Here is a 25,131-nt window from a genome sequence, read left to right as displayed (position 1 = left end):
TTCTCTTTTTGAACTTTACGTCTATTTTTGATACGGAAAACATCTTTTGTGTGTAAAAAATATACGCTTTATCTTGTTATTGTCTATTCGGTATATTCTATCAATCACACTCTATTGCTCTACTTTCTCTTTTATTATCGTTTTTTATAGTCATGCATCATAAAAATCATTGCTCTCGCCAGCCCACCCCATCCACTGCTATGCTTTTCTTATTATAAAGTGAAACCAAGTACGAGGGTAAATTATGGGGAAATCAACAATCAGGAATTACTTACACCTTTCACCTTCTATTGATAAAGATGTTTTTATTGATGAAACAGCAACTGTGATTGGAGATGTACGTATTAGTGAAGATGTCAGTATTTGGCCTATGGTTGTTATTCGTGGTGATGTGAATTACGTGAGTATTGGGAAAAGATCAAATATTCAAGATGGTTCGGTTCTTCATGTCACTCATATCTCATCCAATGATCCTGAAGGTTTTCCTCTTATTATTGGTGATAACGTTACTGTTGGGCACAAAGCAATGCTACACGGGTGCACAATCGGAGATCGTGTTTTAGTAGGAATGGGTTCTATTTTACTTGATGGTGCAATTATTGAAGACGATGTAATGATTGGTGCGGGTAGTTTAGTTCCGCCAGGAAAACGGCTTGAAAGCGGTTTTCTTTACTTAGGAAGTCCGGTGAAAAAGGTTCGCCCACTTTCATCAGCAGAAATAGAGCACTTTATCTATTCTGCTAATAATTATGTCGGGTGGAAAAATAACTATTTAGCCACTCATCAATCTACCATTGATAAAGAATAGATAGGATGGAGAGTTGATAACTCATACTCTGTTACCAACTCTTCAAATTCTTCTTCAATATCCCAACGATTTTGTTTAAATAATAAAATTCCCTCACCAACACCAAAACGCTCAATAAGCTCTTGTTCTGTAATTTGACAATCAAAAAGCATTCCATTGATCATTATAGGAAAAAGAACACTCCTATTTTCAGTTAGCCATATTTCACGATCTGGAAATTGAATGGATTGGTTCATTTATTCAATTTTTCTCTTAATACATTAAGGACGGGATTAATATCCGGTACAAGTTCATACCACAATTCAAATGCATAAGCCGCTTGTCCTACTAACATACCTAATCCATCTGATAAACGCGTACTTCCATGTTTTAATGCGTTATATAGAAATGAAGTCATTCCAGTTTGATAATAAAGGTCATAGCACGCTGTTTCAAAACCATAAACATCATTAGGAATCGGTGGTAAATCATTAGTCATACTAGATGCAGATGCATTTATAATTAAATCGTAATGTCTATCAGCAACATCTTCAGCAGCTATTGCTCTGATTGTTCCAAATTGACTAAACTCTTTTACTAATTGCTCGGCTTTAGTAAATGTGCGATTGGTTAAAGTAATATCACAATCGTAATCAAGTAATGGAAGTAATATTCCTCTTGTTGCGCCACCAGCGCCAATAACTAAGACGGATTTAACCTTATTAGGCACGATAAAATCGAGCCTTGCTAAGTCCAGAATAAGTCCTTGTCCATCAGTGTTATCACCAAGAAGTGATCCATCTTCTAATTTAACAATAGAGTTAACTGCACCACATGCTTTTGCTCTATCTGTTAATTTATCCACAAAGCGGAATGCATCTTCTTTGAAAGGAACAGTAACATTAGCACCTCGTCCCCCATTAGAAAAAAAATGTGAGGCAGTTTTATCAAATTCACCTAAAGGAACAAGTAAGCGTCCATAGCCATACTCTATTCCTGTTTGTTTTGAGAAAAATTGGTGAATGAAAGGAGACTGACTATGCTCGATAGGGTTTCCCATCACTAAATATTTTTCCATCACAATCACCCTTGTCGGTACAATTCACCTGTTAAGGCATCTCGGATTTCAGAAGGATTCTGTCTACCTCCAACATTCCCTTCAACGATAGGAATTGTATCCTCAAATTGTTTTCTTACTTCTTCAACTGTACGACATGGTGGCAATCCACTTAAGTTAGCACTCGTTGAAACTAAAGGTTTTCCATAAGCTAAGCATAACTCTTTAACAACTGAGTGGTCTGTTACTCTCACGGCTAAAGAAGCAAATTTTCCAGTTAACCACTTTGGCGTCGTTGATTTAGCAGGAATAACCCATGTAATTGGTCCTGGCCAAGATGCAAACATTCTGTCTCGTTGAGTTTGTGTTAATGCACTATCATCAATATAAGGTTTCAATTGCTCATAATTATCAGCAATTAAAATTAGCCCTTTTTCAATTGAACGTTGTTTTAACATTAATAGTGCCATAACAGCATGCTCGCTATCAGGATCACAACCCACCCCAAATACAGCTTCTGTTGGATATGCGATAACTTTATTATTTTTTAATGCTTCTATAATAGTATTGCTTACAGGTGATGCTTCGTTATTCATGTTCTTCTCTTTTTGTTTGTTGCTTTCCACATAATTTGCTGGCGCACACCAATCTTACTCCTTGAGAAGACCTTTTTTCCATCAATAATGGATAGTGGCAATATTCGCATTCACCATTAACAGGTTTGTTATTTAATACAAATTGGCATTCTGGATATTGGTTACAAGCATAAAATGTCTTACCAAACCTAGACTTACGTTGTAATAGCTTTCCTTTTTCACATTGAGGGCAAGGTATAACAGTTTCATCAGGTTTATCAATTTGCTCTATATGTTCACACTCAGGATAATTGCTACAACCAATAAACATCCCAAATTTACCCTGACGTAAAACTAAATCAGCACCACAGCACTTACAAGGTTGTCCTTCTAGGACTTTGATAATTTGCCCATCACCTTGTGGTTTCAGTGTTTTAATATAGTGGCAATCAGGATAAGCAGAGCATCCTAAAAAAGGGCCATGTCCTCCATTTTTCATCACTAATGCGCTACCACATTCAGGGCATTTTCCCTGTTCAGGTTGCTGTGTAAACGGCATATTCTTTGCCATTGTTTTACCTCATTACACTTATTCCAATCGAGTATAGCCACCAGCCACAATAGCGATTTTTTCAATAAGCTCAAGTTCTAATAAAAGAGGAGCTAATTCAGAAGTTGATAATCCACTATCCTGAGCAATGATATCAATAGGTACTATTTTATTAAAACGTAGAAAAGGCAATATCACATCCATTGCGTGTTGTTGTTCTGGTGTAAGTTGCTCTGTTTTATCCTCTCGTTTTTCATTATTGATAAATGTCGTATATTCATCTGTTATAATTTTTTGTTGATACTCATTATCACAAGTAAGCCACTGCAAAGAGCTATTTAAATATTCCAGAATATCTTCAGGTGAAGATGCTAAATTTGCACCTTGCTTAATAAGCTGGTGATTACCTTCAAAATGAGCATCTCCTAATAATCCAGGTAACACAAACAACTCTTTACCTTGTTGCAAAGCATAATTTGCTGTTATTAAAGAACCGCTTTTAATTCCTGCTTCGACAATAAGCAGTGCAGCACTTAGCCCACTAATAATCCGGTTACGTTGAGGAAAATGGCGCGCTAAAGGTGGTGTCATAGGTAAATGTTCAGAAATAATAAGACCAGACTCTTTTATTTGTGTTGCAAGAGTGCGATGAAATGACGGATAAATCTGCTCTAAGCCACTTCCTAGTACAGCAATAGTAATACCATTATTCTTTAATGCACTTCGATGCCCTATACCATCGATACCTTGAGCTAACCCACTTGTAATAGTGAGTTCTTTCTTTACTAATTCCTGTGCAAAATAAGTTGCCCATTTGGAACCATAGGGTGTAGCAACTCGGCTACCAATTAATGCAATTTGTGTGCTTTTTAAATGCTGCCTATTTCCTGCAACAAAAAGCAAAAGTGGCGGTGATGAAATTTGCTTTAATAAAGATGGGTAATCTGAATCTATAATCGTTAATAATGATGATTCGTTTTTATCTAACCACTTTAATGTATCGTTGACAGTATTTGCATGAAGTCTTAAGAATTGATGACTTTGCTGTTCTGACAGACCACAACCTATTAATAGTCTTTGATTTAACTGAGTCAAAGATTGTAAATACTTTGCAATTTGAATCGCTTTATTAATAGGTAGTCTTGAAACAGCATTAAGTCTTATCCATATTTCTCTAGCATCCATGCATTATCCTAATATTGTTTTTAGCAAACAGGGTGAGCGCTAAACACACCAAATACTGTCAATCTAGACAATAAATGTCTAGAATAGACGTTAAATCCTATTCACATTTTAGAAACAGTCCGAATAAATTATGGCAGTGTTACACGTATTACATTATCCAGACGAGCGCCTTCGCACGATTGCAAAGCCAGTCGAAAAAGTTGATGCCGAAATTCAAAAAATTGTCGATGATATGTTTGAAACGATGTATTTGGAAGAAGGTATCGGTTTAGCCGCGACACAGGTGAATATTCACCAGCGCATTATCGTCATTGATGTCTCTGAAACAAGAGATCAAAGACTGGTATTAATAAATCCAGAACTTCTTGATGCCGACGGTGATACAGGCATAGAAGAAGGCTGTTTATCTATCCCAGAACAGCGTGCTTTTATTCCTCGTGCAGAGCACGTAAAAGTGAAAGCCCTTGATTACAATGGTCAACCTTTTGAGTTAGAAGCTGATGATTTATTAGCTATCTGCATTCAACATGAAATGGATCATTTAGTTGGCAAGCTATTTGTAGATTATTTATCTCCATTAAAACGCCAACGCATCCGCCAAAAAGTTGAAAAACTCGATAAGCTAGATAAAAAAAGAGCTAAAACAGGACAGTAACAGTTAAATTGAAACAGGAAGAAAACGTGTCTGATTCATTACGTATTATTTTTGCGGGAACACCCGATTTTGCGGCTCGGCATTTAGCTGCATTGTTATCAACTCAACATCGTGTGGTGGGAGTCCTTACTCCTCCAGATAAACCCGCAGGAAGAGGTAAGAAACTGACTATTAGCCCTGTTAAGGAACTGGCATTAACTCATGATATTCCTGTTTATCAACCAGCCTCTTTAAAACCAGAAGAGAACCATGAGTGGATAGCAGCACAACGAGCAGATATTATGATTGTTGTTGCTTATGGCATGATTTTACCTAAAGCCGTTCTTGAAATACCGCGTTTAGGTTGCCTTAATGTGCATGGTTCTCTCCTTCCTAAATGGCGTGGTGCTGCACCAATTCAACGCTCTTTGTGGGCGGGAGATAAAGAAACAGGCGTCACAATTATGCAAATGGATGTTGGTTTAGATACAGGCGATATGCTGTATAAAGCATCATGTCCAATTACAAATGAAGATACCAGCGCATCACTTTATGAAAAACTTGCAGAACTTGGACCTAAGGCTCTAACAACTACGTTAGATCTCATTACCTCAGGTAAAATAAAAGCTGAGAAACAAGACGACAATTTAGCAAATTACGCACAAAAATTATCTAAAGAAGAAGCAAAGATTGATTGGTCATTATCAGCAGAACAGATTGAACGTTGCATTAGAGCATTCAATCCATGGCCAATGAGCTTTTTCATGTTAGACGAGCAACCTGTAAAAGTATGGAAAGCACAAGCTATAGCGGATAATACAGATAAACCTGCAGGAACCTTATTAAAAGCAGATAAAACGGGTATTTATATTGCGACAGGTAACGGCATTCTAAATATCACTGAATTACAACCATCGGGTAAGAAACCTATGGCTTCTGCTGATTTCTTAAACTCCAAGCGAGATTGGTTCACTCCTGGAAAAATCATTCAATAATAATTCTAAGCCCTGATATCTAACATTATTATCAGGGTTTTCCTTTTTTCACGCCAATGTAATACATCTCTGGCGCTCAATATTAAACGTTAACTCATTATGAAAACGTCATACAACTTACGTAGCATTGCAGCAAAAGCAATCAATCAAGTATTAGATCAAGGCTTGTCTCTAAGCACTGTCATACCAGAACTTCAGAAAAATATTTCAGACAAAGATAAAGCCTTATTGCAAGAAATCTGCTTTGGCGTATTACGCACATTGCCACAATTAGAATGGATTATTCAGCAACTCATGGATAAACCATTAAAAGGCAAACAGCGTATTTTACACTACCTCATTATGGTTGGTTTATATCAGCTGCTTTATACACGCATTCCTGCTCACGCAGCTCTAGCAGAGACGGTAAATGGTGCTGTTGCACTAAAAAAACCACAGCTAAAAGGATTGATTAACGGTGTGTTACGTCAGTTTCAACGCCAACAAGATATCCTGAACGAACGTTTTCAAAATAGCGAAAATCGTTTTCTCCATCCATCATGGCTACTTACTCGTATTAAACAGGCTTACCCTGAGCAGTGGATGAGTATTGTTGAAGGCAATAACCAGAAGCCACCAATGTGGTTACGTGTAAATCAACGCCATCATTCTCGAGAAGAATATTTAACATTACTTGGAAATGAAGAAATTCCCGCTATTGCTGATGATAGCCACCCTTTCGCGATCCGTTTAGAGAATCCATGCAACGTGAATCTTCTCCCAGGATTTGCTGATGGTTGGGTAACAGTTCAAGATCGTTCAGCTCAACGTTGTGCTGAATTATTAGCACCAGAAAATAAAGAGCAGATCCTTGATTTATGTGCAGCACCTGGTGGTAAAACAACACATATTTTAGAAATAGCTCCGCAGGCTCACGTATTAGCTATCGACATAGATGAGCAACGTTTAAAACGTGTACAAGAGAACCTTACGCGTTTAAAACTTAATGCAGTCGTCAAAAGTGGTGATGGTCGTTATCCTGAACAATGGTGTTCAGGCATGCAGTTTGACCGAGTTCTTCTTGATGCACCATGCTCAGCAACTGGTGTTATCCGTCGTCACCCAGATATAAAATGGCTTCGTCGTAATGACGATATTGAGCAATTGGCTCAAATTCAAAAAGAGATCCTTCATGCTATTTGGCCATACCTAAAATCTGGTGGCACGTTGGTATATGCAACCTGCTCTATTTTACCTGAAGAAAATAAACAACAAGTTGAAGCATTTTTAGCATCAACGAAAGATGCACAATGCGATTATCAACACCAATGCTTACCAGAAGCAGAAGGTGGCGATGGTTTCTTTTATGCATTGATCAAGAAAATATGATCTTGTGATAAAAGATGATATCAGATCTAAAAAACGCTACTATTTCAACGCAAGATCATCCAGATCTTGCGTTTCTTTTCTATTTGTTAATCGAATACTCTGAGAAATTACGATGAAAATTATTATCTTAGGCGCTGGTCAAGTAGGTGGTACTCTCGCTGAAAATCTTGTCGGGGAGAATAATGATATTACTGTCGTTGACACTAATGCAGATCGCTTACGCCAACTTCAAGATAAATTCGATTTACGAGTAGTCAATGGACATGGATCTCACCCAAGGATCTTAAGAGAAGCTGGTGCTGAAGATGCAGATATGCTGGTTGCCGTCACCAACTCTGACGAAACCAATATGATAGCGTGCCAAGTTGCTTACACTCTGTTCAATACACCTAATAAAGTTGCTCGGATACGTGCCTCTGAATTTGTTCGTGAAGCAGATAAACTCTTTCTCCCAGAAGCTATTCCCATTGATTATTTAATCTCACCAGAGCATTTGGTTATCGATTATATTTATAAATTGATCCAATACCCAGGTGCCTTACAAGTTGTTAATTTTGCCGATGGTCAAGTCAGTATTGTTGCGGTAAAAGCGTATTACGGTGGTTCTCTCGTTGGGAATGCGTTATCAACATTACGTGATCATATGCCACATATCGATACACGAGTTGCTGCAATTTTTCGTCAAGACAGACCTATAAGACCTCAAGGCTCTACAATTATTGAAGCTGGAGATGAAGTTTTCTTTGTCGTCGCATCTCAGCATATTCGTGCAGTAATGAGCGAGTTACAACGATTAGAAAAACCTTATAAACGCATTATGATTGTTGGTGGTGGTAATGTCGGTGCCGGTTTAGCTGCTAGATTAGAAAAAGATTATAGCGTCAAACTTATTGAACATAATCAGCAACGTGCCACAGAACTGGCTGAATTACTCCATGACACCATCGTTTTTTATGGTGATGCATCAGATCAAGAACTTCTTGCTGAAGAACATATTGAACAAATTGATGTATTTATCGCACTGACTAACGATGATGAAGCCAATATTATGTCAGCGATGCTGGCAAAAAGAATGGGTGCTAAAAAAGCAATGGTACTTATTCAGCGTAGCGCTTATGTTGATTTAGTCCAAGGTGGGGTTATTGATATTGCAATATCACCACAACAAGCAACTATTTCTGCACTTTTAGGCCATGTTCGTAAAGCTGATATTGTTAGCGTTTCATCATTACGGCGAGGTGTTGCAGAGGCAATTGAAGCCGTTGCACATGGTGATGAAAATACATCAAAAGTTGTTGGCCGCCGTATACAAGATATAAAGCTACCACCAGGAACCATCATTGGTGCAATTGTTAGAGAGCAAGATGTTATTATTGCAAACGCAAGTCACTCCATAGAACAGGGTGATCATGTGATTATGTTTATCACTGATAAAAAATATGTTCCTGAAGTTGAAAAACTTTTCCAGCCAAGTCCATTTTTCTTATAAAGATTATGTAGAAATAAGAATAATAGTGATTGTTACTTATAATGGTCTATTATTATCATGTTAGATACTATATTTTTACATAATAAATCTATATTGAAATAAATAAGGGGTGGTTATGTCTTTTTTCAAAGAGTTCCGTGAATTTGCCATGAAAGGCAACGTTGTTGATATGGCAGTCGGTGTCATCATCGGTGCAGCTTTCGGTAAGATTGTTTCATCTCTAGTTGCTGATATTATCATGCCACCATTAGGATTATTAATTGGCGGTATTGATTTTAAACAATTTAGCCTTGTATTAAGAGATGCAACTGGAGATGTGCCTGCTGTTGTCCTAAATTATGGTATGTTCATTCAAACTGTTTTTGACTTTGCCATCGTTGCATTTGCTATATTCTGCGCAATCAAATTAATCAATAAGACACGTCGTCAAGCAGAAGAAGCACCTAAAGCACCACCGGCTCCTTCCGCAGAAGAAACTCTATTAACAGAAATTCGTGATTTATTAAAAAATCAGCAAAAATAAAAACTAAAAGGCCAGTGATAACAATTGAAAAAATCTTTTGTTATCACTGGCCTCCCAGTTACCCTTCTTGTCATGTTTTGCTTTTCTCATATAACTTCCTTTTCCTTTCTTATTCTTTTCCACGCGTTGTCTAAATAATGGATCATGAACAAGTGCTGCTAAAGCATTATCTTTAATAGCCCCTTTCTGGTGCTGATATTTGCTAGACATAAAAACCTCTTAAATTGTTAAAGAACATAAAACGTAATACGGTACAGATATTATTGCTTTGTGGCGCCAGATTCAAGTATTTCAAGAATAGAACAATAAGTACTTTCATGAGCACTACCACAACATGCATTACTTAACATCTTCAATGAATCTCGCATTCTTTCCATTTCTTTCAAGCGAATTTCAACTTCAGCAAGCCTTGCATCAACAATATGCTTTGATTCAACACAAGTGTGATGAGCAGGATCAACGCGAATAGAAAGTAGCTCTGTAATCGCGTCTAATGTAAAACCCAACTCTTTTGCATAACGAATAAAACGCAAACGTTGGAGATCTTGCTCTGTATATAGGCGATAGCCACCTTCTGTTCGCCTGTCATGATCCATCAATCCTTGTTTTTCATAAAAACGGATTGTATCTGTTGTCACATTCGCTAATTTTGCAACCTGCCCAATACGATACATGGATCATTCCCTCACTCTAAATGATGAATAAGCATAGCAAATAATCAAAATAATAGAATTGAAATATAGTGCGAAGCTTATCTTACCAAAATAGCAGTATGCTGAAATCACAAAAAATAAATATGATGCAACACAAAAGTAAGTAAAAAAGCATGGAATAACAAATAGAAAGGTTGGAGTATGGCTTGATAAGTTATTTTTATAAAACTAGTTTCAGTAGCTATCATTTTCAATAGATATAAAAAAACCGGATTAAAAATCCGGTCTTTTTATTCGCTTCACTAAATAATAATTAAATTATTCAGCTGCTGCTTCTGTTTCAGAATCAGCACGGTCAACAAGCTCAATGTAAGCCATTGGAGCGTTGTCACCAGCACGGAAGCCACACTTCAGAATACGAGTGTAACCACCTGCACGGCTCGCAAAACGCGGACCTAATACTGTAAACAGTTTTGCCACGACTTCGTTATCACGAGTACGGGCGAATGCCAGACGACGATTAGCTACGCTGTCGGTCTTGGCAAGAGTAATCAGCGGCTCAACGACGCGACGCAGTTCTTTCGCTTTAGGCAAAGTTGTCTTGATTATCTCATGACGAACTAAAGAACCTGCCATGTTACGAAACATAGCCTGACGATGGCTGCTGTTGCGGTTCAATTGACGACCACTCTTACGATGGCGCATGACCTTATCCTTCTCAGTAAAACCTTAACCTGTGATCTTATTCATCAGCGATACTTGCAGGTGGCCAATTCTCAAGGCGCATACCCAGAGATAGACCACGCGACGCCAGTACGTCTTTAATCTCAGTAAGAGATTTCTTACCAAGGTTAGGCGTCTTAAGTAATTCAACTTCAGTACGCTGTACCAGATCACCGATGTAGTGGATTGCTTCTGCCTTCAGACAGTTAGCAGAGCGGACAGTCAATTCAAGATCGTCTACTGGGCGCAGTAAGATAGGATCGAATTCTGGCTTCTCTTCTTTAACTTCTGGTTGACGAACATCACGTAAGTCAACAAAAGCTTCAAGCTGTTCAGCCAGGATAGTCGCTGCACGGCGAATCGATTCTTCTGGATCGATAGTACCGTTAGTTTCCATCTCGATAACCAGCTTATCCAAGTCGGTACGCTGTTCAACACGAGCTGCTTCCACATTATAAGCAATACGCTCAACTGGGCTATAGCACGCGTCTACTAAAAGGCGACCGATAGGGCGCTCATCTTCTTCCGAATGAATTCGGGCAGAAGCCGGCACATAACCACGACCACGCTGAACTTTGATACGCATATTAATAGATGCGTTTTCGTCTGTAAGGTGGCAGATAACGTGCTGCGGCTTGACGATTTCGACATCACCGTCATGGATGATATCGGCTGCAATAACAGGGCCAATGCCAGATTTGCTCAAAGTAAGAATAACTTCATCTTTACCATGAACTTTTACCGCCAACCCTTTAAGGTTGAGCAGTATTTCTAGGATATCTTCCTGAACACCTTCTTTGGTGCTGTACTCATGCAGTACACCATCAATCTCAACCTCTGTTACCGCACAACCCGGCATAGACGAAAGCAGAATACGGCGCAGTGCGTTACCAAGAGTATGGCCGAAGCCTCGCTCTAATGGTTCAAGGGTCACCTTGGCGTGCGTCGAACTGACTTGCTCGATATCAACCAGGCGCGGTTTTAGAAACTCTGTCACAGAACCCTGCATTGTGTCCTCTCTTTGGTGCTAAGCCTTACTTGGAGTAAAGCTCGACGATCAGGTGCTCGTTAATGTCAGCAGACAAGTCAGTACGTTCAGGAATACGTTTGAATACACCTTCCATCTTAGCAGCATCAACTTCCAGCCATGTTGGCTTTTCACGCTGTTCAGCCAGCTCTAAAGCAGCCTTGATACGAGACTGTTTTTTCGATTTTTCACGAACGCTGACTACGTCATTCGGGGAAACCTGATAAGAAGCAATGTTAACCACGCGACCATTTACCATGATTGCTTTATGGCTAACCATCTGACGTGCTTCTGCGCGAGTTGCGCCAAAGCCCATACGATAAACAACGTTATCCAGACGACCTTCCAGCAAAGTCAGCAGGTTTTCACCTGTGTTGCCTTTCAGACGAGTTGCTTCTTTGTAGTAGTTACGGAATTGACGCTCTAGAACACCGTAAATACGACGTACTTTTTGTTTTTCACGTAACTGAACACCGTAATCAGAAAGACGCGGTTTACGTGCGCCGTGCTGACCTGGTGCTTGTTCCAGTTTACACTTGGTGTCAATCGCCCGAACGCCAGATTTTAGAAATAAATCTGTACCTTCACGGCGGCTCAGCTTGAGCTTAGGACCCAAATATCTTGCCATTTTCTTTCTCCAACTTTCCTAAAAACGAAAACGTTATTAAACGCGACGTTTTTTCGGTGGACGACAACCGTTATGAGGAATCGGAGTCACATCAGTAATATTAGTGATGCGGAAACCAGCCGCGTTTAATGCACGGATAGTTGACTCACGACCAGGACCAGGTCCTTTAACCATAACTTCCAAGTTCTTAATTCCGTACTCTTTAACAGCTTCAGCGCAACGTTCTGCTGCAACCTGAGCCGCGAACGGAGTAGATTTACGAGAACCACGGAAACCGGAACCACCGGCAGTAGCCCAACCCAATGCGTTACCTTGACGATCGGTAATAGTAACGATTGTGTTGTTGAAAGAAGCATGGATATGAGCCACACCGTCAGAGACTTGTTTTCTTACACGCTTACGTGCACGAATAGGTGCTTTTGCCATTGTTCAAATACCCCGATTATTTCTTGATCGGCTTACGCGGACCCTTACGGGTACGTGCGTTAGTCTTAGTACGCTGACCGCGAACTGGTAGACCACGACGATGACGTAAACCACGGTAAGTACCAAGATCCATCAGACGTTTGATGCTCAGGGTAACTTCACGACGCAGATCACCTTCTACAACGTATTTGGCAACTTCGTCACGCAGCTTGTCGATTTGCTCTTCAGACAGCTCACTGATCTTAACATTTTCAGCAATACCAGCAGCTACACAGATAGCCTGTGAGCGGGTCTTACCGATACCGTAAATCGAAGTTAATGCGATTACAGTATGTTTATGATCAGGAATGTTAATGCCTGCTATACGGGCCACTATGCACTCCTAAATTAGCAGTTATACAGTACCATTCTGAAAAGCCCGTTTTCAGGATACTCAAACAATACTGTATATATTATAAAAGATTGGGCTGGCTAATTTAGCCAGCTCAACCGAACTTTGCAAGAAAAAAATGCAATAAATTAGCCTTGACGCTGTTTATGCTTAGGCTCGACGCTGCAAATTACACGCACGTGACCGTGACGTCTAACAATTTTGCAGTTACGGCACATTTTCTTGACGGAAGCACGAACTTTCATTTTTACTCTCCGTAACTTCTAAAACAAATCGCTTATCAGTAATTAACCTTTAAGATTTGCTTTTTTCAATGCAGACTCATACTGACTTGACATCAGGAGAGTTTGCACTTGAGCCATAAAATCCATGATGACCACAACCACGATTAAGAGGGAAGTACCACCAAAATAGAAAGGTACTTTCATTGCGTCACGCATGAACTCCGGGATGAGACAGATAAAGGTAATATACAAGGCACCGATTAAGGTTAAACGTGTCATTACTTTATCTATATATTTAGCCGTCTGCTCTCCCGGGCGAATTCCTGGTACAAATGCACCGGACTTCTTCAGGTTATCTGCCGTTTCTCTTGGGTTGAAAACCAACGCCGTATAGAAGAAACAGAAGAATATGATTGCAGCAGCGTATAGTAACACATAAATAGGTTGACCAGGCTGTAGATTTAAAGAAATCGTCGTCAGCCAACCCCACCCTGTACCATCGCCAAACCAAGAGGTTATTGTACCAGGAAACAGGATAATACTTGAAGCAAAAATTGCTGGTATAACACCCGCCATATTTACTTTAAGTGGTAGATGTGTACTTTGTGCCGCGTATATTCTACGCCCTTGTTGACGTTTTGCATAGTTAACAACGATACGACGTTGTCCTCTTTCTACAAAAACAACAAAGAAAGTAACTGCGAACACTAATACTGCAACCAACAATAACAGGAGGAAGTGCAGTTCGCCTTGCCGCGCCTGCTCGATGGTTTGACCAATGGCAGGCGGAAGACCTGCAACGATACCTGCAAAGATAATAATTGAGATACCGTTACCAATACCACGTTCAGTGATTTGCTCACCTAACCACATTAGGAACATTGTCCCAGTGACTAAGCTCACAACAGCCGTAATATAGAATGGTAAGCCTGGATTAATTACCAGACCTTGCATTCCTGGCATATTCGGTAAGCCTGTTGCGATACCAATTGATTGGAATATCGCCAGCACCAAAGTACCATAACGGGTATATTGGCTGATCTTACGACGACCGGCCTCCCCTTCCTTCTTAATCTCTGCTAACCGAGGGTTAACCACTGATAAGAGTTGGATAATAATCGATGCCGAAATATAAGGCATGATACCCAGCGCAAAGATAGAAGCACGGCTAAGAGCACCACCAGAGAACATGTTAAACATTTCAATGATGGTGCCTTTTTGCTGATCGAGCAATTTGGCAAGCACAGTGGCATCAATACCAGGGATAGGAATAAAAGAGCCAATCCTAAAGACAATAAGTGCACCAAGAACAAACAAAAGTCTGCGTTTTAGTTCACCAACACCACCTTTAGCACTCTGAAAATCTAAACCTGGTTGTTTAGCCATCTGTCACTTATTCCTCAATTTTACCGCCAGCTGATTCGATTGCTGCACGGGCACCTTTGGTAACACGCAGACCACGAATAGTCACTGCACGGTTAACCTCGCCAGACAGAATTAATTTTGCAAATTCAATCTGTGGGCCAACAACGTTTGCGGCTTTCAGTGCATTCAGATCGATTACATCGCCTTCAACGTAAGCTAAATCAGACAGACGGATTTCCGCAGTCACGAATGATTTACGTGAAGTAAAACCAAATTTTGGTAAACGACGATATAAAGGCATCTGGCCACCTTCAAAACCACGACGTACGCCACCGCCAGAACGAGATTTCTGACCTTTGTGACCACGGCCGCCAGTTTTACCTAAGCCAGAACCGATACCACGACCTACACGTTTAGGCGCATGCTTGGCACCTTCAGCCGGAGACAGAGTATTTAAACGCATCTCTTACTCCTCAACTTTAACCATATAGGAAACCAAGTTGATCATACCGCGAACTGCTGGTGTATCTTCGCGTTCTACAGTGTGACCGATGCGACGCAGGCCTAAACCAGTCATAGTTGCCTTATGTTTAGGCAGACGGCCGATTAAGCTGCGTGTTTGAGTAATTTTAATAGTCTTAGCCATGGTCATTACCCCAGAATTTCTTCAACGGATTTACCACGCTTAGCTGCGACCATATCTGGAGACTTCATGCTATCTAAAGCGTCCAGTGTTGCACGAACCACGTTAATCGGGTTAGTGGAACCATAGGTTTTAGCCAGTACGTTACGAACGCCAGCCACTTCTAGAACTGCACGCATTGCACCACCTGCGATGATACCGGTACCTTCATGAGCAGGCTGCATAAATACGCGTGAGCCTGTGTGAGTACCTTTAACAGGGTGGAACAGAGTACCGTTGTTTAAAGCGACGGTTTTCATATTGCGACGGGCTTTTTCCATCGCTTTCTGGATTGCTGCCGGAACTTCGCGAGCTTTGCCATATCCAAAACCAACGCGGCCATTACCATCACCAACTACTGTAAGAGCGGTGAAGCTAAAGATACGACCACCTTTAACGGTTTTAGATACGCGGTTTACCGCGATCAGCTTTTCCTGCAGTTCGCCAGCTTGTTTCTCGATGTGAGCCATCTTACACTCCTACCTTAGAACTGAAGGCCAGCTTCACGGGCAGCATCTGCCAGTGCCTGGACTCGACCATGATATTGGAAACCGGAACGGTCAAATGATACTACTTTGATACCTTTTTCCAGAGCGCGTTCAGCAACAATTTTACCAACTACTGCTGCTGCTTCTTTGTTTCCAGTGTTTTTCAGTTGCTCAATGATAGCTTTTTCTGTAGTAGAAGCGGCCACCAAAGTTTCAGAACCGTTTGGTGCAATAACCTGCGCATAAATATGGCGAGGGGTACGGTGTACCACCAGGCGAGTCGCACCCAATTCCTGGAGCTTACGGCGTGCGCGGGTCGCACGACGGATACGAGCTGCTTTCTTATCCATAGTGTTACCTTACTTCTTCTTAGCCTCTTTGATACGCACAACTTCGTCGGCGTAACGAATACCTTTACCTTTATAAGGTTCAGGGCGACGGTAAGCACGCAGTTCAGCTGCTACTTGACCAATCACTTGCTTATCCGCACCTTTCAGTACGATTTCAGTTTGTGTTGGACATTCAGCAGTGATGCCTGCTGGCAGTTGGTGTTCCACTGGATGTGAAAAACCTACTGATAAGTTAACCGCATTGCCTTTAATAGACGCACGATAACCTACACCTACCAGTTGCAGTTTCTTAGTGAAGCCTTCGGTAACACCTACAACCATTGCATTTAACAGAGAACGAGTAGTACCCGCCTGTGCCCATGCATCAGCAAAACCATCGCGAGGTGCGAAAGTTAAGTGGTTGTCAGCATGTTGAATTTCAACTGCATTATGGATAGTACGAGTTAGCTCGCCGTTTTTACCCTTAATCGTAATTACCTGACCGTTGAGTTTAACCTCTACGCCGGCAGGAATGACGACGGGTGCTTTTGCCACACGAGACATTCTTTCCTCCCGAATTAAGCTACGTAGCAGATAATCTCGCCACCAAGACCTGCTTGGCGAGCTGCACGATCAGTCATAACACCTTTTGAGGTAGAAACAACAGCGATGCCCAGTCCTGCCATAACATTTGGCAGCTCATCTTTTCTTTTATAGATGCGCAGACTTGGACGGCTTACGCGCTGAATGCTTTCTACTACAGCCTTACCTTGGAAATATTTTAAAGTGATTTCCAGTTCTGGCTTAGTGTCGCCTTCAATTTTAAAATCTTCAATATAACCTTCTTCCTTAAGCACGTTGGCAATCGCCACTTTCAGCTTGGAGGAAGGCATTGTGACCGCAACTTTGTTCGCGGCCTGACCGTTACGGATACGGGTCAGCATATCCGCGATGGGATCTTGCATGCTCATCTGTCTTTACTCCCGTGATTCAATTATGGTAATTACCAGCTAGCCTTTCTAAGGCCCGGGATTTCACCGCGCATAGCGGCTTCACGGACTTTAATACGGCTGAGGCCAAATTTCCGCAGGAAACCGTGCGGACGTCCAGTTTGACGGCAGCGGTTACGCTGACGTGAAGGACTTGAATCACGTGGCATAGTTTGCAGTTTCAGAACAGCATTCCAACGATCTTCGTCAGACACGTTCACATCTGAAACGATAGCTTTCAGTTCTGCGCGTTTTGCGAAGAATTTCTCAGCTAAATTCGCACGTTTTACATCACGTGCTTTCATAGATTTCTTAGCCATGAATGCCCTGCCTTACTTGCGGAACGGGAAGTTAAACGCTGCTAACAGTGCGCGACCTTCATCATCTGATTTCGCAGTCGTAGTAATGGTAATATCCAAACCACGAACACGATCCACTTTATCGTAATCGATTTCAGGGAAGATGATTTGCTCACGTACGCCCATGCTGTAGTTACCACGTCCATCAAATGATTTAGCGGACAAACCACGGAAGTCACGGATACGTGGTACAGCAATAGAGATCAGGCGTTCAAAGAACTCCCACATGCGTTCGCCACGCAGGGTCACTTTACAGCCGATCGGATAGCCCTGGCGGATTTTGAAGCCTGCAACAGATTTGCGTGCTTTGGTGATCAAAGGTTTTTGACCTGAGATTGCTGCTAAATCAGCTGCTGCATTGTCCAGCAGTTTTTTATCAACAATCGCTTCACCAACACCCATATTCAGGGTGATCTTCTCGACCCGAGGGACTTGCATGACAGAATGGTAACCAAACTGAGACATCAGTTTTTGGACTACCTCGTCTTTGTAGTAATCATGCAGTTTCGCCATCGTATACTCCAAATTACTTGATAGTTTCTTTATTAGACTTGAAGAAACGAACTTTTTTGCCGTCTTCGAATCTAAAACCTACACGGTCAGCCTTGCCGGTTGCCGCATTGAAGATTGCAACGTTAGAAACTTGGATAGAAGCTTCTTTTTCAACGATGCCACCTGGTTGGTTCAGAGCCGGAACTGGCTTCTGATGTTTTTTAACCAGATTGATACCTTCAACGATAACTTTACCAGAAGAAAGAACCTGTTTTACTTTACCGCGCTTACCTTTATCTTTACCAGTCAGCACGATAACTTCGTCTTCACGACGGATTTTCGCTGCCATTGCCTGCTCCTTAGAGTACTTCAGGTGCCAGAGAGATTATTTTCATAAACTTCTCGTTACGAAGTTCACGAGTAACCGGCCCAAAAATACGCGTACCAATAACTTGCTCGCTGTTGTTGTTTAACAATACACAAGCGTTGCTATCGAAGCGAATGACAGAACCGTCAGGGCGACGAACACCCTTCTTGGTGCGCACCACTACCGCTTTCAGTACATCACCTTTCTTAACTTTACCACGTGGAATTGCTTCCTTGATGGTAATTTTGATGATGTCACCTACATCTGCGTAGCGACGGTGCGAGCCACCTAGAACCTTGATACACATTACGCGACGTGCACCGGAGTTGTCGGCCACGTTCAGCATAGTCTGTTCTTGGATCATTTTAGTGCTCCGCTAAATGTCAACTACTACTGAGCCACTTCCACATTAGAAGAGGCCGTTCAATATCCCATAATACGAGGGAGCGGCATTATAACACCACATTCTCGATATGGACAGAAAAAATAAACGGCTCGTTCAGTTTTGAGCCGTTTATTTCGTACGAAAAGGCTATTTTATTACAGAACAGCTTTTTCTACAACGCGAACTAACGCCCAAGACTTAGTCTTAGACAGTGGACGTGTTTGACGAATTTCTACTACGTCACCAATTCCACATTCGTTGTTCTCGTCATGTACATGCAGTTTGGTCGTACGACGGATAAACTTACCATATAATGGGTGTTTAACCATACGATCGATAGCAACGACAATAGATTTCTCCATTTTGTCACTAACTACACGACCTTGCAGAGTACGGATTTTATCGGTCATTACGCACCCGCCTTCTCAGTCAGTAAAGTCTTAACGCGTGCGATATTACGACGCACTTGTTTCAACAGATGAGACTGTTGTAACTGACCACTTGCTGCCTGCATGCGCAGGTTAAACTGCTCGCGCAGTAAATTCAGCAGTTCTGTGTTCAGCTCTTCAACGCTCTTTTCGCGCAGCTCTTTTGCTTTCATTACATCACCGTCTTAGTTACAAAGGTGGTTTTGATAGGCAGTTTTGCTGCCGCCAGCTTGAATGCTTCACGGGCCAGTTCTTCAGGCACACCATCCATTTCATACAGGACTTTACCTGGCTGGATTAAGGCAACCCAATACTCAACGTTACCTTTACCTTTACCCATACGGACTTCGAGCGGCTTTTCAGTGATTGGTTTGTCTGGGAACACACGGATCCAGATTTTACCCTGACGCTTAACTGCACGGGTCATTGCACGACGTGCCGCTTCGATCTGACGTGCAGTCAGACGACCACGGCCCACAGCTTTAAGACCGTAAGTCCCGAAGCTTACATCCGCACCAGCAGCTAAGCCACGGTTGCGGCCTTTGTGCACTTTACGGAATTTTGTACGCTTTGGTTGTAACATCAGCGACTCTCCTTACTTGCGGCCTTTACGCTGCTGCTTTTTAGGTTGAGCAGCCGGTTTTTCCGCCTGTTCAACTGCAGCCATACCACCCAGGATCTCACCTTTGAAGATCCATACCTTAACGCCGAGCACACCATAAGTGGTTTGTGCTTCTGAGGTATTGTAGTCGATATCTGCACGCAGAGTGTGCAGAGGTACACGACCTTCACGATACCATTCAGTACGAGCGATTTCAGCGCCGCCTAAGCGACCACTTACTTCCACTTTAATACCTTTAGCGCCTAAACGCATAGCGTTCTGTACCGCACGCTTCATAGCACGACGGAACATAACACGACGTTCCAGCTGTGAAGTGATGCTGTCAGCAACTAATTTTGCGTCCAGTTCAGGTTTACGTACTTCGGCGATATTAATTTGCGCAGGAACGCCAGCGATATCCGCTACGTTTTTGCGCAGTTTTTCAACATCTTCACCTTTTTTACCGATAACGATGCCTGGGCGAGCAGTGTGAATAGTCACACGGATGCTTTTCGCAGGACGTTCGATAACGATACGAGATACAGATGCTTTAGCCAGTTCTTTAGTTAAGTACTGACGTACTTTAAAGTCGCTGTCTAGGTTGTCAGCGAATTCATTGGTACCCGCATACCATGTGGAATTCCAAGGCTTGACAATGCCAAGGCGGATACCATTAGGATGTACTTTTTGACCCATTGCTAGTCTCCAGAGTCTCAGCGATCAGACACAACCACAGTGATGTGGCTGGTGCGCTTCAGAATACGATCTGCACGGCCTTTTGCACGAGGCATAATGCGCTTCATAGAAGGACCTTCGTCAACAAAGATCTTAGCTACTTTCAGATCATCAATGTCAGCGCCATCGTTGTGTTCTGCATTAGCAATAGCAGACTCCAGTACTTTCTTCACTAAACCAGCAGCTTTCTTGTTGGTAAAGGTTAAAATTTCCAGAGCTTGCGACACTTTCTTACCGCGAATCAGGTCAGCTACTAAGCGAACCTTCTGAGCAGAAGAACGAGCGTGGCGATGCATAGCGATAGTTTCCATCTCTTCCTCCTACCTTATTTTTTCTTAGCCTTTTTATCGGCTGCATGACCGCGATAAGTACGGGTCGGCGCGAATTCACCCAGTTTGTGACCAACCATTTCGTCGGAAACGTAAACTGGAACATGCTGACGACCATTATGGACAGCGATGGTCAAACCGATCATGTTAGGAAAGATCGTTGAACGACGGGACCAAGTCTTAACAGGCTTTTTGTCACCGCTTTCCACCGCTTTCTCTACCTTCTTCAGCAAGTGCAGGTCAATGAAAGGACCTTTCTTGAGAGAACGTGGCATGGCTTATCCTCTAATTATTTCTTAGTACGACGATGAACGATGAAATGTTCAGTGCGTTTGTTTTTACGAGTCTTCTTACCTTTGGTTTGAACGCCCCAAGGTGTTACTGGGTGTTTACCAAAGTTACGACCTTCACCACCACCATGTGGGTGATCGACTGGGTTCATCGCAGTACCGCGAACGGTAGGACGAATACCACGCCAGCGACTTGCACCAGCTTTACCCAGAACGCGTAACATGTGCTCAGAGTTGCCAACTTCACCGATAGTTGCACGGCAATCAGAAGGAACTTTACGCATTTCACCAGAACGCAGACGAATAGTGACATAAGCACCATCACGAGCAACGATCTGAACGTAAGTACCAGCTGAACGAGCTAACTGACCACCTTTACCTGGTTTCATTTCTACGTTATGAACTGTAGAACCAACCGGGATATTACGCATTGGTAAGGTGTTACCCGCTTTGATAGCAGCATCAACGCCAGACTGAACTTTATCACCCGCTTTCAGGCCTTTTGGAGCCAGAATGTAGCGACGTTCACCATCAGCATACAGCACTAAAGCGATGTTAGCTGAACGGTTTGGATCATATTCCAGACGTTCTACTGTCGCAGGGATACCATCTTTGTTGCGTTTAAAGTCAACAATACGGTAAGCCTGTTTGTGACCACCACCGATATGACGGGTAGTGATACGACCATTGTTGTTACGACCACCGGACTTGCTGTTCTTTTCCAGCAATGGCGCATAAGGTTTCCCTTTATGCAGCTCAGGGTTTACCACTTTAACTACGTGGCGACGGCCCGGAGACGTAGGTTTACATTTAACAATTGCCATTGTTCTTTACTCCTCCGACTTACTCAGCGCCGCCGACGAAGTCCAGATTCTGGCCTTCCTTCAGGGTGACGTAAGCTTTTTTCCAGTCGCTACGACGACCAATACGCTGACCGTGACGTTTCACTTTGCCTTTCATCAGCAGAGTGTTAACACTTTCAACTTCGACTTCAAACAGTTTTTGTACAGCTGCTTTAATCTCTGCTTTGGTCGCGTCTTTAGCAACTTTGAGAACGATGGTGTTTGATTTTTCCATCGCGATAGAAGCTTTTTCAGATACATGCGGCGCGCGCAGTACTTTCAGCAGACGTTCTTCACGGATCATGCCAGCATCTCCTCAACTTGCTTCACAGCGTCAGCAGTCATGACGACTTTGTCGAAGGCGATTAAGCTAACAGGGTCGATTGTTGCTGCATCACGTACGTCAACTTTATATAAGTTGCGTGCTGCTAAATACAGATTCTCATCTACATCAGCAGTGATGATCAGAACATCTTCCAGAGCCATATCTTTCAGTTTCTGCGCTAAAAGCTTAGTTTTAGGAGCTTCAACAGAGAACTTCTCTACGACGATCAGACGATCTTGACGTACCAGTTCAGACAGAATGCTCTTCAGAGCACCACGGTACATCTTTTTGTTTACTTTTTGACTGTGGTCCTGTGGTTTAGCTGCGAAGCTAACACCACCAGAGCGCCAAATTGGGCTCTTGATTGAACCTGAACGTGCACGACCTGTACCTTTCTGTCTCCAAGGCTTTTTGCCTGAACCAGAAACTTCAGCACGGGTTTTCTGAGCACGAGTACCTTGACGAGCACCAGCAGCGTATGCAACGACTACTTGATGCACAAGCGCTTCGTTAAAGTCACGCCCGAAGGTAGTTTCGGAAACAGTCAGCGCGCCTTGCGCGTCTTTCATTACCAATTCCATTCCTATCTCCTCGACGTTACGCCTTGACAGCTGGTTTAACGATCAGGTCACTGCCAGTTGCACCTGGAACAGCACCTTTGACCAGCAGCAGGTTGCGCTCAGCGTCAACACGTACTACTTCCAGGCTCTGAACGGTAACTTGTTCGTTACCCAGTTGACCTGCCATTTTCTTGCCTTTGAACACCTTACCCGGAGTCTGGTTCTGACCGATAGAACCCGGAACACGGTGAGACAAGGAGTTACCGTGGGTAGCATCTTGAGTACGGAAGTTCCAGCGCTTTACAGTACCAGCAAAACCTTTACCTTTAGATGTTCCAGTAACGTCGACTTTTTTAACGTCAGCGAAAATTTCTACGCTAATGCTTTGACCTACAGTGTATTCTTCGCCTTCATTCAGACGGAATTCACGTAGTAAGCGGCCAGCTTCAACACCAGCTTTAGCAAAATGACCTGCTTCAGGTTTCAGTACACGGTTAGCTTTTTTGCTACCAGTAGTCACCTGAACGGCACGATAACCGTCTTTCTCAAGATCTCTGATCTGAGTAACACGGTTGTTTTCAATTTCGATAACGGTTACAGGGATTGAAACGCCATCTTCAGTGAAGATACGAGTCATTCCTACTTTCTTACCGACTAAACCAATCATTGTTTCAACCTCTCAATCGCTTGATGACCTGATTAACCTAGGCTGATCTGCACGTCTACGCCGGCAGCCAGATCCAGACGCATCAGAGCATCAACGGTTTTCTCGGTTGGCTCAACGATGTCAACCAGACGTTTGTGAGTGCGAATTTCATACTGATCACGCGCATCTTTATTAACGTGCGGAGAAATCAACACTGTGAAACGCTCTTTGCGAGTCGGCAGTGGGATTGGACCACGAACTTGCGCACCAGTGCGCTTAGCAGTCTCTACGATTTCCGCAGTTGATTGATCAATCAGACGATGATCAAAAGCTTTCAGGCGGATACGGATTCTTTGGTTCTGCATGAGACCAGAGCTCCAACTATTTTTTATAAACGTAAATGATCACTACTCGTACCCATTTCGATTGATGAGAGAGTGTAATCGTTCTGCATATAACTCCCCAATTGGGAGTATTATATTAATGCAATATAAAATCTGCATTAGCTGATTAATCAGCCCCACTAAATCAGTGAGCCTGCGCATTATACTTGCCTGAGTGATGAAATCAAGCCAAGAATAAAAAATCAGCGATAAAAATTCGCTTTACCTTTTTAAAATAAAAAAAAGCAAAGGCAACCTTCATTACCTTTGCTTCAAAAAGCATTCAATAATTTATAGAAGAAAGTAAATCATTCTTTTATTGTGAGTGAGTTACTCTTCGATAATTTGGGCTTGTAAATAATTTTGAAGCCCCAAGCGTTCGATAAGTTCGAGCTGGGTTTCAAGCCAATCAATATGCCCTTCTTCATCAGTTAAGATTTCTAGCATAAGATCACGACTGACATAGTCATGAATAGAATCTGCGTAAGCAATTGCTTCACGTAGATCTTTGGCACCACCTAATTCTAATTCAAGATCAGAACGTAGCATTTCCTCAACATCTTCACCGATATTCAGTTTGCCTAAGTCTTGTAAATTTGGAATTCCTTCAAGAAACAAAATACGCTCAATATATTTATCAGCGTGTTTCATCTCATCGATGGATTCATGGTATTCCATTTCATTGAGGCGTGTGAGTCCCCAATTTTTGAACATTCGGGCATGCAGGAAATACTGATTAATTGCAACAAGTTCACCACCTAATAATTTATTAAGGTGGGCTATCATTTTTTTATCACCTTTCATTTTTATGCTCCTTTGCTTCCAGTCTTTTCAGTGTAGACCTTTTATACAAAGAGGAGAGAAAGGAAATTTAAAATTTGTTATGCAACTTCAGAAATTTGAGGGTAAAGAGCGGATTGCTCATTTTCGATCAGTTGACGAGTTTGACGCACACATTTACCACAACAACTTCCAACTGGTAAGATCTTGCGTAATTCATTAATAGTGTGAATTTGATGGTTACGGACAGTCGAGATAATTTTTTTATCACTCACACCGTGGCAAAGACATACGTACATAATAACAACCTCATTAACTTCTCACGAGCAAGATAGTAAATGATAATTATTATGATTTCAATTTCTATTTATTTAACTTAAGTATACTTACCTATATCGCAAAAGATAAAAATGATAAAGCAAGGAAAAATATTAATGCTTCATTGTAATTTAAAATAGCTAATCTTCAGATACAAAAAAAGGGCATCTAACGATGCCCTCTTCATGCATAAATCTATCAGG

The 25,131-nt window shown here is 42.0% G+C and carries 43 protein-coding genes; 6 read left to right on the top strand and 37 right to left on the bottom strand.

Going from position 1 to position 25,131, the window contains the following annotated elements:
• The first annotated feature begins 244 nt into the window (after nucleotides 1–244).
• Nucleotides 245–808, top strand: a complete 564-nt coding sequence (locus JEP36_RS17300; RefSeq protein WP_196534413.1) for a gamma carbonic anhydrase family protein — start codon at nucleotides 245–247, stop codon at nucleotides 806–808.
• On the opposite strand, the gene JEP36_RS17295 is transcribed toward JEP36_RS17300, so the two are convergent.
• From JEP36_RS17295 to dprA, 5 genes are read right to left on the bottom strand one after another with little or no spacing between them, the layout of a single operon-like run.
• The gene (locus JEP36_RS17295; protein ID WP_196534412.1) at nucleotides 784–1,044 is read right to left on the bottom strand and encodes a DUF1488 family protein; all 261 of its coding nucleotides are present in this window, start codon (nucleotides 1,042–1,044) and stop codon (nucleotides 784–786) included. The two genes, JEP36_RS17300 and JEP36_RS17295, sit on opposite strands and share 25 nt — an antisense overlap.
• Nucleotides 1,041–1,865: a shikimate dehydrogenase gene (gene aroE, locus JEP36_RS17290; protein WP_198621061.1), complete on the bottom strand. Its 825-nt coding sequence runs from the start codon at nucleotides 1,863–1,865 to the stop codon at nucleotides 1,041–1,043. Before aroE ends, JEP36_RS17295 begins: the two co-directional genes overlap by 4 nt.
• A gap of 5 nt (nucleotides 1,866–1,870) precedes the next feature.
• Nucleotides 1,871–2,440, bottom strand: a complete 570-nt coding sequence (gene tsaC, locus JEP36_RS17285) for an L-threonylcarbamoyladenylate synthase type 1 TsaC (protein WP_160229882.1) — start codon at nucleotides 2,438–2,440, stop codon at nucleotides 1,871–1,873.
• Nucleotides 2,433–2,990 carry a topoisomerase DNA-binding C4 zinc finger domain-containing protein gene (locus JEP36_RS17280; protein WP_196534410.1) on the bottom strand — a complete coding sequence of 186 codons (558 nt, stop codon included), beginning with the start codon at nucleotides 2,988–2,990 and terminating at the stop codon, nucleotides 2,433–2,435. The genes tsaC and JEP36_RS17280 overlap by 8 nt, the downstream gene beginning before the upstream one ends.
• Nucleotides 2,991–3,008: 18 nt before the next feature.
• Complete coding sequence (gene dprA / locus JEP36_RS17275) at nucleotides 3,009–4,154, bottom strand: DNA-processing protein DprA (protein WP_198630534.1); 1,146 nt, start codon at nucleotides 4,152–4,154, stop codon at nucleotides 3,009–3,011.
• 130 nt (nucleotides 4,155–4,284) lie between these two features.
• Between dprA and def the strand changes: the two genes are divergently transcribed.
• The 5 genes from def to mscL all read left to right on the top strand — a co-directional run bounded on the left by def (nucleotide 4,285) and on the right by mscL (nucleotide 9,163).
• Complete coding sequence (def, locus tag JEP36_RS17270; RefSeq protein WP_100158937.1) at nucleotides 4,285–4,809, top strand: peptide deformylase; 525 nt, start codon at nucleotides 4,285–4,287, stop codon at nucleotides 4,807–4,809.
• 26 nt (nucleotides 4,810–4,835) lie between these two features.
• The gene (fmt, locus tag JEP36_RS17265; protein ID WP_196534408.1) at nucleotides 4,836–5,783 is read left to right on the top strand and encodes a methionyl-tRNA formyltransferase; all 948 of its coding nucleotides are present in this window, start codon (nucleotides 4,836–4,838) and stop codon (nucleotides 5,781–5,783) included.
• Between the two features lie 99 nt (nucleotides 5,784–5,882).
• On the top strand, nucleotides 5,883–7,151 hold the full coding sequence (rsmB, locus tag JEP36_RS17260) for a 16S rRNA (cytosine(967)-C(5))-methyltransferase RsmB (protein WP_109374365.1): 1,269 nt from the start codon (nucleotides 5,883–5,885) through the stop codon (nucleotides 7,149–7,151).
• 112 nt (nucleotides 7,152–7,263) lie between these two features.
• Nucleotides 7,264–8,640 (top strand): Trk system potassium transporter TrkA, encoded by a 1,377-nt coding sequence (gene trkA / locus JEP36_RS17255; protein WP_109396567.1) that lies wholly within the window; start codon nucleotides 7,264–7,266, stop codon nucleotides 8,638–8,640.
• A 115-nt stretch (nucleotides 8,641–8,755) separates the two neighbouring features.
• Nucleotides 8,756–9,163, top strand: coding sequence for a large-conductance mechanosensitive channel protein MscL (gene mscL, locus JEP36_RS17250; protein ID WP_109374367.1), 408 nt, complete (start codon nucleotides 8,756–8,758; stop codon nucleotides 9,161–9,163).
• Between the two features lie 3 nt (nucleotides 9,164–9,166).
• Here the strand turns inward: mscL and JEP36_RS17245 are convergent, their stop codons facing one another.
• The 32 genes from JEP36_RS17245 to bfd all read right to left on the bottom strand — a co-directional run bounded on the left by JEP36_RS17245 (nucleotide 9,167) and on the right by bfd (nucleotide 24,909).
• A complete protein-coding gene (locus JEP36_RS17245) occupies nucleotides 9,167–9,373 on the bottom strand; it encodes an alternative ribosome-rescue factor A (RefSeq protein ID WP_109374368.1) in 207 nt (68 codons plus the stop codon).
• A gap of 50 nt (nucleotides 9,374–9,423) precedes the next feature.
• Complete coding sequence (gene zntR, locus JEP36_RS17240) at nucleotides 9,424–9,837, bottom strand: Zn(2+)-responsive transcriptional regulator (protein ID WP_069368787.1); 414 nt, start codon at nucleotides 9,835–9,837, stop codon at nucleotides 9,424–9,426.
• Between the two features lie 297 nt (nucleotides 9,838–10,134).
• Entirely contained in the window at nucleotides 10,135–10,521 is a 387-nt protein-coding gene (rplQ, locus tag JEP36_RS17235; protein WP_004246940.1) for a 50S ribosomal protein L17, read from the bottom strand.
• 37 nt (nucleotides 10,522–10,558) lie between these two features.
• Nucleotides 10,559–11,548 (bottom strand): DNA-directed RNA polymerase subunit alpha, encoded by a 990-nt coding sequence (locus JEP36_RS17230; protein ID WP_006535513.1) that lies wholly within the window; start codon nucleotides 11,546–11,548, stop codon nucleotides 10,559–10,561.
• A 25-nt stretch (nucleotides 11,549–11,573) separates the two neighbouring features.
• Nucleotides 11,574–12,194 (bottom strand): 30S ribosomal protein S4, encoded by a 621-nt coding sequence (gene rpsD / locus JEP36_RS17225; protein ID WP_004246942.1) that lies wholly within the window; start codon nucleotides 12,192–12,194, stop codon nucleotides 11,574–11,576.
• 36 nt (nucleotides 12,195–12,230) lie between these two features.
• Nucleotides 12,231–12,620, bottom strand: coding sequence for a 30S ribosomal protein S11 (gene rpsK / locus JEP36_RS17220; protein ID WP_002919257.1), 390 nt, complete (start codon nucleotides 12,618–12,620; stop codon nucleotides 12,231–12,233).
• Between the two features lie 16 nt (nucleotides 12,621–12,636).
• Complete coding sequence (gene rpsM, locus JEP36_RS17215; protein ID WP_036914623.1) at nucleotides 12,637–12,993, bottom strand: 30S ribosomal protein S13; 357 nt, start codon at nucleotides 12,991–12,993, stop codon at nucleotides 12,637–12,639.
• Between the two features lie 146 nt (nucleotides 12,994–13,139).
• A complete protein-coding gene (gene rpmJ, locus JEP36_RS17210) occupies nucleotides 13,140–13,256 on the bottom strand; it encodes a 50S ribosomal protein L36 (RefSeq protein WP_071788572.1) in 117 nt (38 codons plus the stop codon).
• A 42-nt stretch (nucleotides 13,257–13,298) separates the two neighbouring features.
• Entirely contained in the window at nucleotides 13,299–14,621 is a 1,323-nt protein-coding gene (secY, locus tag JEP36_RS17205) for a preprotein translocase subunit SecY (protein WP_006535510.1), read from the bottom strand.
• Between the two features lie 7 nt (nucleotides 14,622–14,628).
• Entirely contained in the window at nucleotides 14,629–15,063 is a 435-nt protein-coding gene (gene rplO / locus JEP36_RS17200; RefSeq protein WP_004246944.1) for a 50S ribosomal protein L15, read from the bottom strand.
• Between the two features lie 3 nt (nucleotides 15,064–15,066).
• Nucleotides 15,067–15,246, bottom strand: a complete 180-nt coding sequence (gene rpmD / locus JEP36_RS17195) for a 50S ribosomal protein L30 (protein ID WP_036914634.1) — start codon at nucleotides 15,244–15,246, stop codon at nucleotides 15,067–15,069.
• A gap of 5 nt (nucleotides 15,247–15,251) precedes the next feature.
• A complete protein-coding gene (rpsE, locus tag JEP36_RS17190) occupies nucleotides 15,252–15,752 on the bottom strand; it encodes a 30S ribosomal protein S5 (protein WP_023583472.1) in 501 nt (166 codons plus the stop codon).
• A gap of 14 nt (nucleotides 15,753–15,766) precedes the next feature.
• Entirely contained in the window at nucleotides 15,767–16,120 is a 354-nt protein-coding gene (gene rplR / locus JEP36_RS17185) for a 50S ribosomal protein L18 (RefSeq protein WP_023583471.1), read from the bottom strand.
• A gap of 9 nt (nucleotides 16,121–16,129) precedes the next feature.
• Entirely contained in the window at nucleotides 16,130–16,663 is a 534-nt protein-coding gene (gene rplF / locus JEP36_RS17180; RefSeq protein ID WP_023583470.1) for a 50S ribosomal protein L6, read from the bottom strand.
• Between the two features lie 14 nt (nucleotides 16,664–16,677).
• The gene (rpsH, locus tag JEP36_RS17175; RefSeq protein ID WP_100158931.1) at nucleotides 16,678–17,070 is read right to left on the bottom strand and encodes a 30S ribosomal protein S8; all 393 of its coding nucleotides are present in this window, start codon (nucleotides 17,068–17,070) and stop codon (nucleotides 16,678–16,680) included.
• Between the two features lie 32 nt (nucleotides 17,071–17,102).
• Nucleotides 17,103–17,408, bottom strand: a complete 306-nt coding sequence (gene rpsN, locus JEP36_RS17170) for a 30S ribosomal protein S14 (protein WP_006535503.1) — start codon at nucleotides 17,406–17,408, stop codon at nucleotides 17,103–17,105.
• Nucleotides 17,409–17,420: 12 nt separating this feature from the next.
• Nucleotides 17,421–17,960: a 50S ribosomal protein L5 gene (gene rplE / locus JEP36_RS17165; protein WP_036933223.1), complete on the bottom strand. Its 540-nt coding sequence runs from the start codon at nucleotides 17,958–17,960 to the stop codon at nucleotides 17,421–17,423.
• A gap of 13 nt (nucleotides 17,961–17,973) precedes the next feature.
• Nucleotides 17,974–18,288: a 50S ribosomal protein L24 gene (rplX, locus tag JEP36_RS17160; protein ID WP_006535502.1), complete on the bottom strand. Its 315-nt coding sequence runs from the start codon at nucleotides 18,286–18,288 to the stop codon at nucleotides 17,974–17,976.
• Between the two features lie 10 nt (nucleotides 18,289–18,298).
• The gene (gene rplN / locus JEP36_RS17155) at nucleotides 18,299–18,670 is read right to left on the bottom strand and encodes a 50S ribosomal protein L14 (protein ID WP_004246955.1); all 372 of its coding nucleotides are present in this window, start codon (nucleotides 18,668–18,670) and stop codon (nucleotides 18,299–18,301) included.
• A 176-nt stretch (nucleotides 18,671–18,846) separates the two neighbouring features.
• Nucleotides 18,847–19,101: a 30S ribosomal protein S17 gene (gene rpsQ, locus JEP36_RS17150; RefSeq protein WP_023583468.1), complete on the bottom strand. Its 255-nt coding sequence runs from the start codon at nucleotides 19,099–19,101 to the stop codon at nucleotides 18,847–18,849.
• Entirely contained in the window at nucleotides 19,101–19,292 is a 192-nt protein-coding gene (gene rpmC / locus JEP36_RS17145) for a 50S ribosomal protein L29 (RefSeq protein WP_004238624.1), read from the bottom strand. The genes rpsQ and rpmC overlap by 1 nt, the downstream gene beginning before the upstream one ends.
• Complete coding sequence (gene rplP / locus JEP36_RS17140) at nucleotides 19,292–19,702, bottom strand: 50S ribosomal protein L16 (protein ID WP_006535500.1); 411 nt, start codon at nucleotides 19,700–19,702, stop codon at nucleotides 19,292–19,294. Before rplP ends, rpmC begins: the two co-directional genes overlap by 1 nt.
• A gap of 12 nt (nucleotides 19,703–19,714) precedes the next feature.
• Complete coding sequence (gene rpsC, locus JEP36_RS17135) at nucleotides 19,715–20,416, bottom strand: 30S ribosomal protein S3 (RefSeq protein WP_023583467.1); 702 nt, start codon at nucleotides 20,414–20,416, stop codon at nucleotides 19,715–19,717.
• Between the two features lie 17 nt (nucleotides 20,417–20,433).
• Nucleotides 20,434–20,766 carry a 50S ribosomal protein L22 gene (gene rplV, locus JEP36_RS17130; protein ID WP_006535498.1) on the bottom strand — a complete coding sequence of 111 codons (333 nt, stop codon included), beginning with the start codon at nucleotides 20,764–20,766 and terminating at the stop codon, nucleotides 20,434–20,436.
• Between the two features lie 14 nt (nucleotides 20,767–20,780).
• Nucleotides 20,781–21,059 (bottom strand): 30S ribosomal protein S19, encoded by a 279-nt coding sequence (gene rpsS, locus JEP36_RS17125; RefSeq protein ID WP_004246960.1) that lies wholly within the window; start codon nucleotides 21,057–21,059, stop codon nucleotides 20,781–20,783.
• Nucleotides 21,060–21,073: 14 nt separating this feature from the next.
• Nucleotides 21,074–21,898, bottom strand: a complete 825-nt coding sequence (gene rplB, locus JEP36_RS17120; protein WP_006535497.1) for a 50S ribosomal protein L2 — start codon at nucleotides 21,896–21,898, stop codon at nucleotides 21,074–21,076.
• Nucleotides 21,899–21,917: 19 nt separating this feature from the next.
• Entirely contained in the window at nucleotides 21,918–22,220 is a 303-nt protein-coding gene (gene rplW, locus JEP36_RS17115) for a 50S ribosomal protein L23 (RefSeq protein ID WP_004246962.1), read from the bottom strand.
• Nucleotides 22,217–22,822 carry a 50S ribosomal protein L4 gene (rplD, locus tag JEP36_RS17110; RefSeq protein WP_023583466.1) on the bottom strand — a complete coding sequence of 202 codons (606 nt, stop codon included), beginning with the start codon at nucleotides 22,820–22,822 and terminating at the stop codon, nucleotides 22,217–22,219. The genes rplW and rplD overlap by 4 nt, the downstream gene beginning before the upstream one ends.
• Nucleotides 22,823–22,838: 16 nt before the next feature.
• Complete coding sequence (gene rplC, locus JEP36_RS17105; protein WP_109374369.1) at nucleotides 22,839–23,468, bottom strand: 50S ribosomal protein L3; 630 nt, start codon at nucleotides 23,466–23,468, stop codon at nucleotides 22,839–22,841.
• 32 nt (nucleotides 23,469–23,500) lie between these two features.
• The gene (gene rpsJ / locus JEP36_RS17100; RefSeq protein ID WP_001181005.1) at nucleotides 23,501–23,812 is read right to left on the bottom strand and encodes a 30S ribosomal protein S10; all 312 of its coding nucleotides are present in this window, start codon (nucleotides 23,810–23,812) and stop codon (nucleotides 23,501–23,503) included.
• Nucleotides 23,813–24,160: 348 nt separating this feature from the next.
• Nucleotides 24,161–24,634: a bacterioferritin gene (gene bfr, locus JEP36_RS17095; RefSeq protein ID WP_109374370.1), complete on the bottom strand. Its 474-nt coding sequence runs from the start codon at nucleotides 24,632–24,634 to the stop codon at nucleotides 24,161–24,163.
• 77 nt (nucleotides 24,635–24,711) lie between these two features.
• A complete protein-coding gene (gene bfd / locus JEP36_RS17090) occupies nucleotides 24,712–24,909 on the bottom strand; it encodes a bacterioferritin-associated ferredoxin (protein WP_151436625.1) in 198 nt (65 codons plus the stop codon).
• Between the last annotated feature and the right edge of the window lie 222 nt (nucleotides 24,910–25,131).

The sequence above is a fragment of the Proteus sp. PR00208 genome, from assembly GCF_016238545.1.
In the GTDB taxonomy this organism is placed as follows: Bacteria; Pseudomonadota; Gammaproteobacteria; order Enterobacterales; family Enterobacteriaceae; genus Proteus.
The sequence above is the reverse complement of the archived record's forward strand: the minus strand, read 5'-3'. Positions and strand labels throughout refer to the sequence as shown.

What these genes read in the sequence shown, in the direction of transcription:
- rplE (WP_036933223.1), bottom strand. Translation starts at nt 17,960, where the DNA reads ATGGCGAAACTGCATGATTACTACAAAGACGAGGTAGTCCAAAAACTG.
- rplF (WP_023583470.1), bottom strand. Translation starts at nt 16,663, where the DNA reads ATGTCTCGTGTGGCAAAAGCACCCGTCGTCATTCCTGCCGGCGTAGAG.
- rpmD (WP_036914634.1), bottom strand. Translation starts at nt 15,246, where the DNA reads ATGGCTAAGACTATTAAAATTACTCAAACACGCAGCTTAATCGGCCGT.
- zntR (WP_069368787.1), bottom strand. Translation starts at nt 9,837, where the DNA reads ATGTATCGTATTGGGCAGGTTGCAAAATTAGCGAATGTGACAACAGAT.
- rplV (WP_006535498.1), bottom strand. Translation starts at nt 20,766, where the DNA reads ATGGAAACTATCGCTATGCATCGCCACGCTCGTTCTTCTGCTCAGAAG.
- bfr (WP_109374370.1), bottom strand. Translation starts at nt 24,634, where the DNA reads ATGAAAGGTGATAAAAAAATGATAGCCCACCTTAATAAATTATTAGGT.
- JEP36_RS17245 (WP_109374368.1), bottom strand. Translation starts at nt 9,373, where the DNA reads ATGTCTAGCAAATATCAGCACCAGAAAGGGGCTATTAAAGATAATGCT.
- JEP36_RS17230 (WP_006535513.1), bottom strand. Translation starts at nt 11,548, where the DNA reads ATGCAGGGTTCTGTGACAGAGTTTCTAAAACCGCGCCTGGTTGATATC.
- rpsD (WP_004246942.1), bottom strand. Translation starts at nt 12,194, where the DNA reads ATGGCAAGATATTTGGGTCCTAAGCTCAAGCTGAGCCGCCGTGAAGGT.
- rplD (WP_023583466.1), bottom strand. Translation starts at nt 22,822, where the DNA reads ATGGAATTGGTAATGAAAGACGCGCAAGGCGCGCTGACTGTTTCCGAA.
- trkA (WP_109396567.1), top strand. Translation starts at nt 7,264, where the DNA reads ATGAAAATTATTATCTTAGGCGCTGGTCAAGTAGGTGGTACTCTCGCT.
- rpsS (WP_004246960.1), bottom strand. Translation starts at nt 21,059, where the DNA reads ATGCCACGTTCTCTCAAGAAAGGTCCTTTCATTGACCTGCACTTGCTG.
- rplR (WP_023583471.1), bottom strand. Translation starts at nt 16,120, where the DNA reads ATGGATAAGAAAGCAGCTCGTATCCGTCGTGCGACCCGCGCACGCCGT.
- rpsN (WP_006535503.1), bottom strand. Translation starts at nt 17,408, where the DNA reads ATGGCTAAGAAATCTATGAAAGCACGTGATGTAAAACGTGCGAATTTA.
- rplX (WP_006535502.1), bottom strand. Translation starts at nt 18,288, where the DNA reads ATGGCAGCGAAAATCCGTCGTGAAGACGAAGTTATCGTGCTGACTGGT.
- rplC (WP_109374369.1), bottom strand. Translation starts at nt 23,468, where the DNA reads ATGATTGGTTTAGTCGGTAAGAAAGTAGGAATGACTCGTATCTTCACT.
- JEP36_RS17300 (WP_196534413.1), top strand. Translation starts at nt 245, where the DNA reads ATGGGGAAATCAACAATCAGGAATTACTTACACCTTTCACCTTCTATT.
- rpsQ (WP_023583468.1), bottom strand. Translation starts at nt 19,101, where the DNA reads ATGACCGATAAAATCCGTACTCTGCAAGGTCGTGTAGTTAGTGACAAA.
- rplO (WP_004246944.1), bottom strand. Translation starts at nt 15,063, where the DNA reads ATGCGTTTAAATACTCTGTCTCCGGCTGAAGGTGCCAAGCATGCGCCT.
- rplN (WP_004246955.1), bottom strand. Translation starts at nt 18,670, where the DNA reads ATGATCCAAGAACAGACTATGCTGAACGTGGCCGACAACTCCGGTGCA.
- rpsE (WP_023583472.1), bottom strand. Translation starts at nt 15,752, where the DNA reads ATGGCTCACATCGAGAAACAAGCTGGCGAACTGCAGGAAAAGCTGATC.
- mscL (WP_109374367.1), top strand. Translation starts at nt 8,756, where the DNA reads ATGTCTTTTTTCAAAGAGTTCCGTGAATTTGCCATGAAAGGCAACGTT.
- aroE (WP_198621061.1), bottom strand. Translation starts at nt 1,865, where the DNA reads ATGGAAAAATATTTAGTGATGGGAAACCCTATCGAGCATAGTCAGTCT.
- rplQ (WP_004246940.1), bottom strand. Translation starts at nt 10,521, where the DNA reads ATGCGCCATCGTAAGAGTGGTCGTCAATTGAACCGCAACAGCAGCCAT.
- tsaC (WP_160229882.1), bottom strand. Translation starts at nt 2,440, where the DNA reads ATGAATAACGAAGCATCACCTGTAAGCAATACTATTATAGAAGCATTA.
- secY (WP_006535510.1), bottom strand. Translation starts at nt 14,621, where the DNA reads ATGGCTAAACAACCAGGTTTAGATTTTCAGAGTGCTAAAGGTGGTGTT.
- rpsJ (WP_001181005.1), bottom strand. Translation starts at nt 23,812, where the DNA reads ATGCAGAACCAAAGAATCCGTATCCGCCTGAAAGCTTTTGATCATCGT.
- rpsH (WP_100158931.1), bottom strand. Translation starts at nt 17,070, where the DNA reads ATGAGCATGCAAGATCCCATCGCGGATATGCTGACCCGTATCCGTAAC.
- rpmJ (WP_071788572.1), bottom strand. Translation starts at nt 13,256, where the DNA reads ATGAAAGTTCGTGCTTCCGTCAAGAAAATGTGCCGTAACTGCAAAATT.
- JEP36_RS17280 (WP_196534410.1), bottom strand. Translation starts at nt 2,990, where the DNA reads ATGGCAAAGAATATGCCGTTTACACAGCAACCTGAACAGGGAAAATGC.
- dprA (WP_198630534.1), bottom strand. Translation starts at nt 4,154, where the DNA reads ATGGATGCTAGAGAAATATGGATAAGACTTAATGCTGTTTCAAGACTA.
- rsmB (WP_109374365.1), top strand. Translation starts at nt 5,883, where the DNA reads ATGAAAACGTCATACAACTTACGTAGCATTGCAGCAAAAGCAATCAAT.
- rpsC (WP_023583467.1), bottom strand. Translation starts at nt 20,416, where the DNA reads ATGGGTCAAAAAGTACATCCTAATGGTATCCGCCTTGGCATTGTCAAG.
- rplP (WP_006535500.1), bottom strand. Translation starts at nt 19,702, where the DNA reads ATGTTACAACCAAAGCGTACAAAATTCCGTAAAGTGCACAAAGGCCGC.
- JEP36_RS17295 (WP_196534412.1), bottom strand. Translation starts at nt 1,044, where the DNA reads ATGAACCAATCCATTCAATTTCCAGATCGTGAAATATGGCTAACTGAA.
- def (WP_100158937.1), top strand. Translation starts at nt 4,285, where the DNA reads ATGGCAGTGTTACACGTATTACATTATCCAGACGAGCGCCTTCGCACG.
- rplB (WP_006535497.1), bottom strand. Translation starts at nt 21,898, where the DNA reads ATGGCAATTGTTAAATGTAAACCTACGTCTCCGGGCCGTCGCCACGTA.
- rpmC (WP_004238624.1), bottom strand. Translation starts at nt 19,292, where the DNA reads ATGAAAGCAAAAGAGCTGCGCGAAAAGAGCGTTGAAGAGCTGAACACA.
- rpsK (WP_002919257.1), bottom strand. Translation starts at nt 12,620, where the DNA reads ATGGCAAAAGCACCTATTCGTGCACGTAAGCGTGTAAGAAAACAAGTC.
- rplW (WP_004246962.1), bottom strand. Translation starts at nt 22,220, where the DNA reads ATGATCCGTGAAGAACGTCTGCTGAAAGTACTGCGCGCGCCGCATGTA.
- bfd (WP_151436625.1), bottom strand. Translation starts at nt 24,909, where the DNA reads ATGTACGTATGTCTTTGCCACGGTGTGAGTGATAAAAAAATTATCTCG.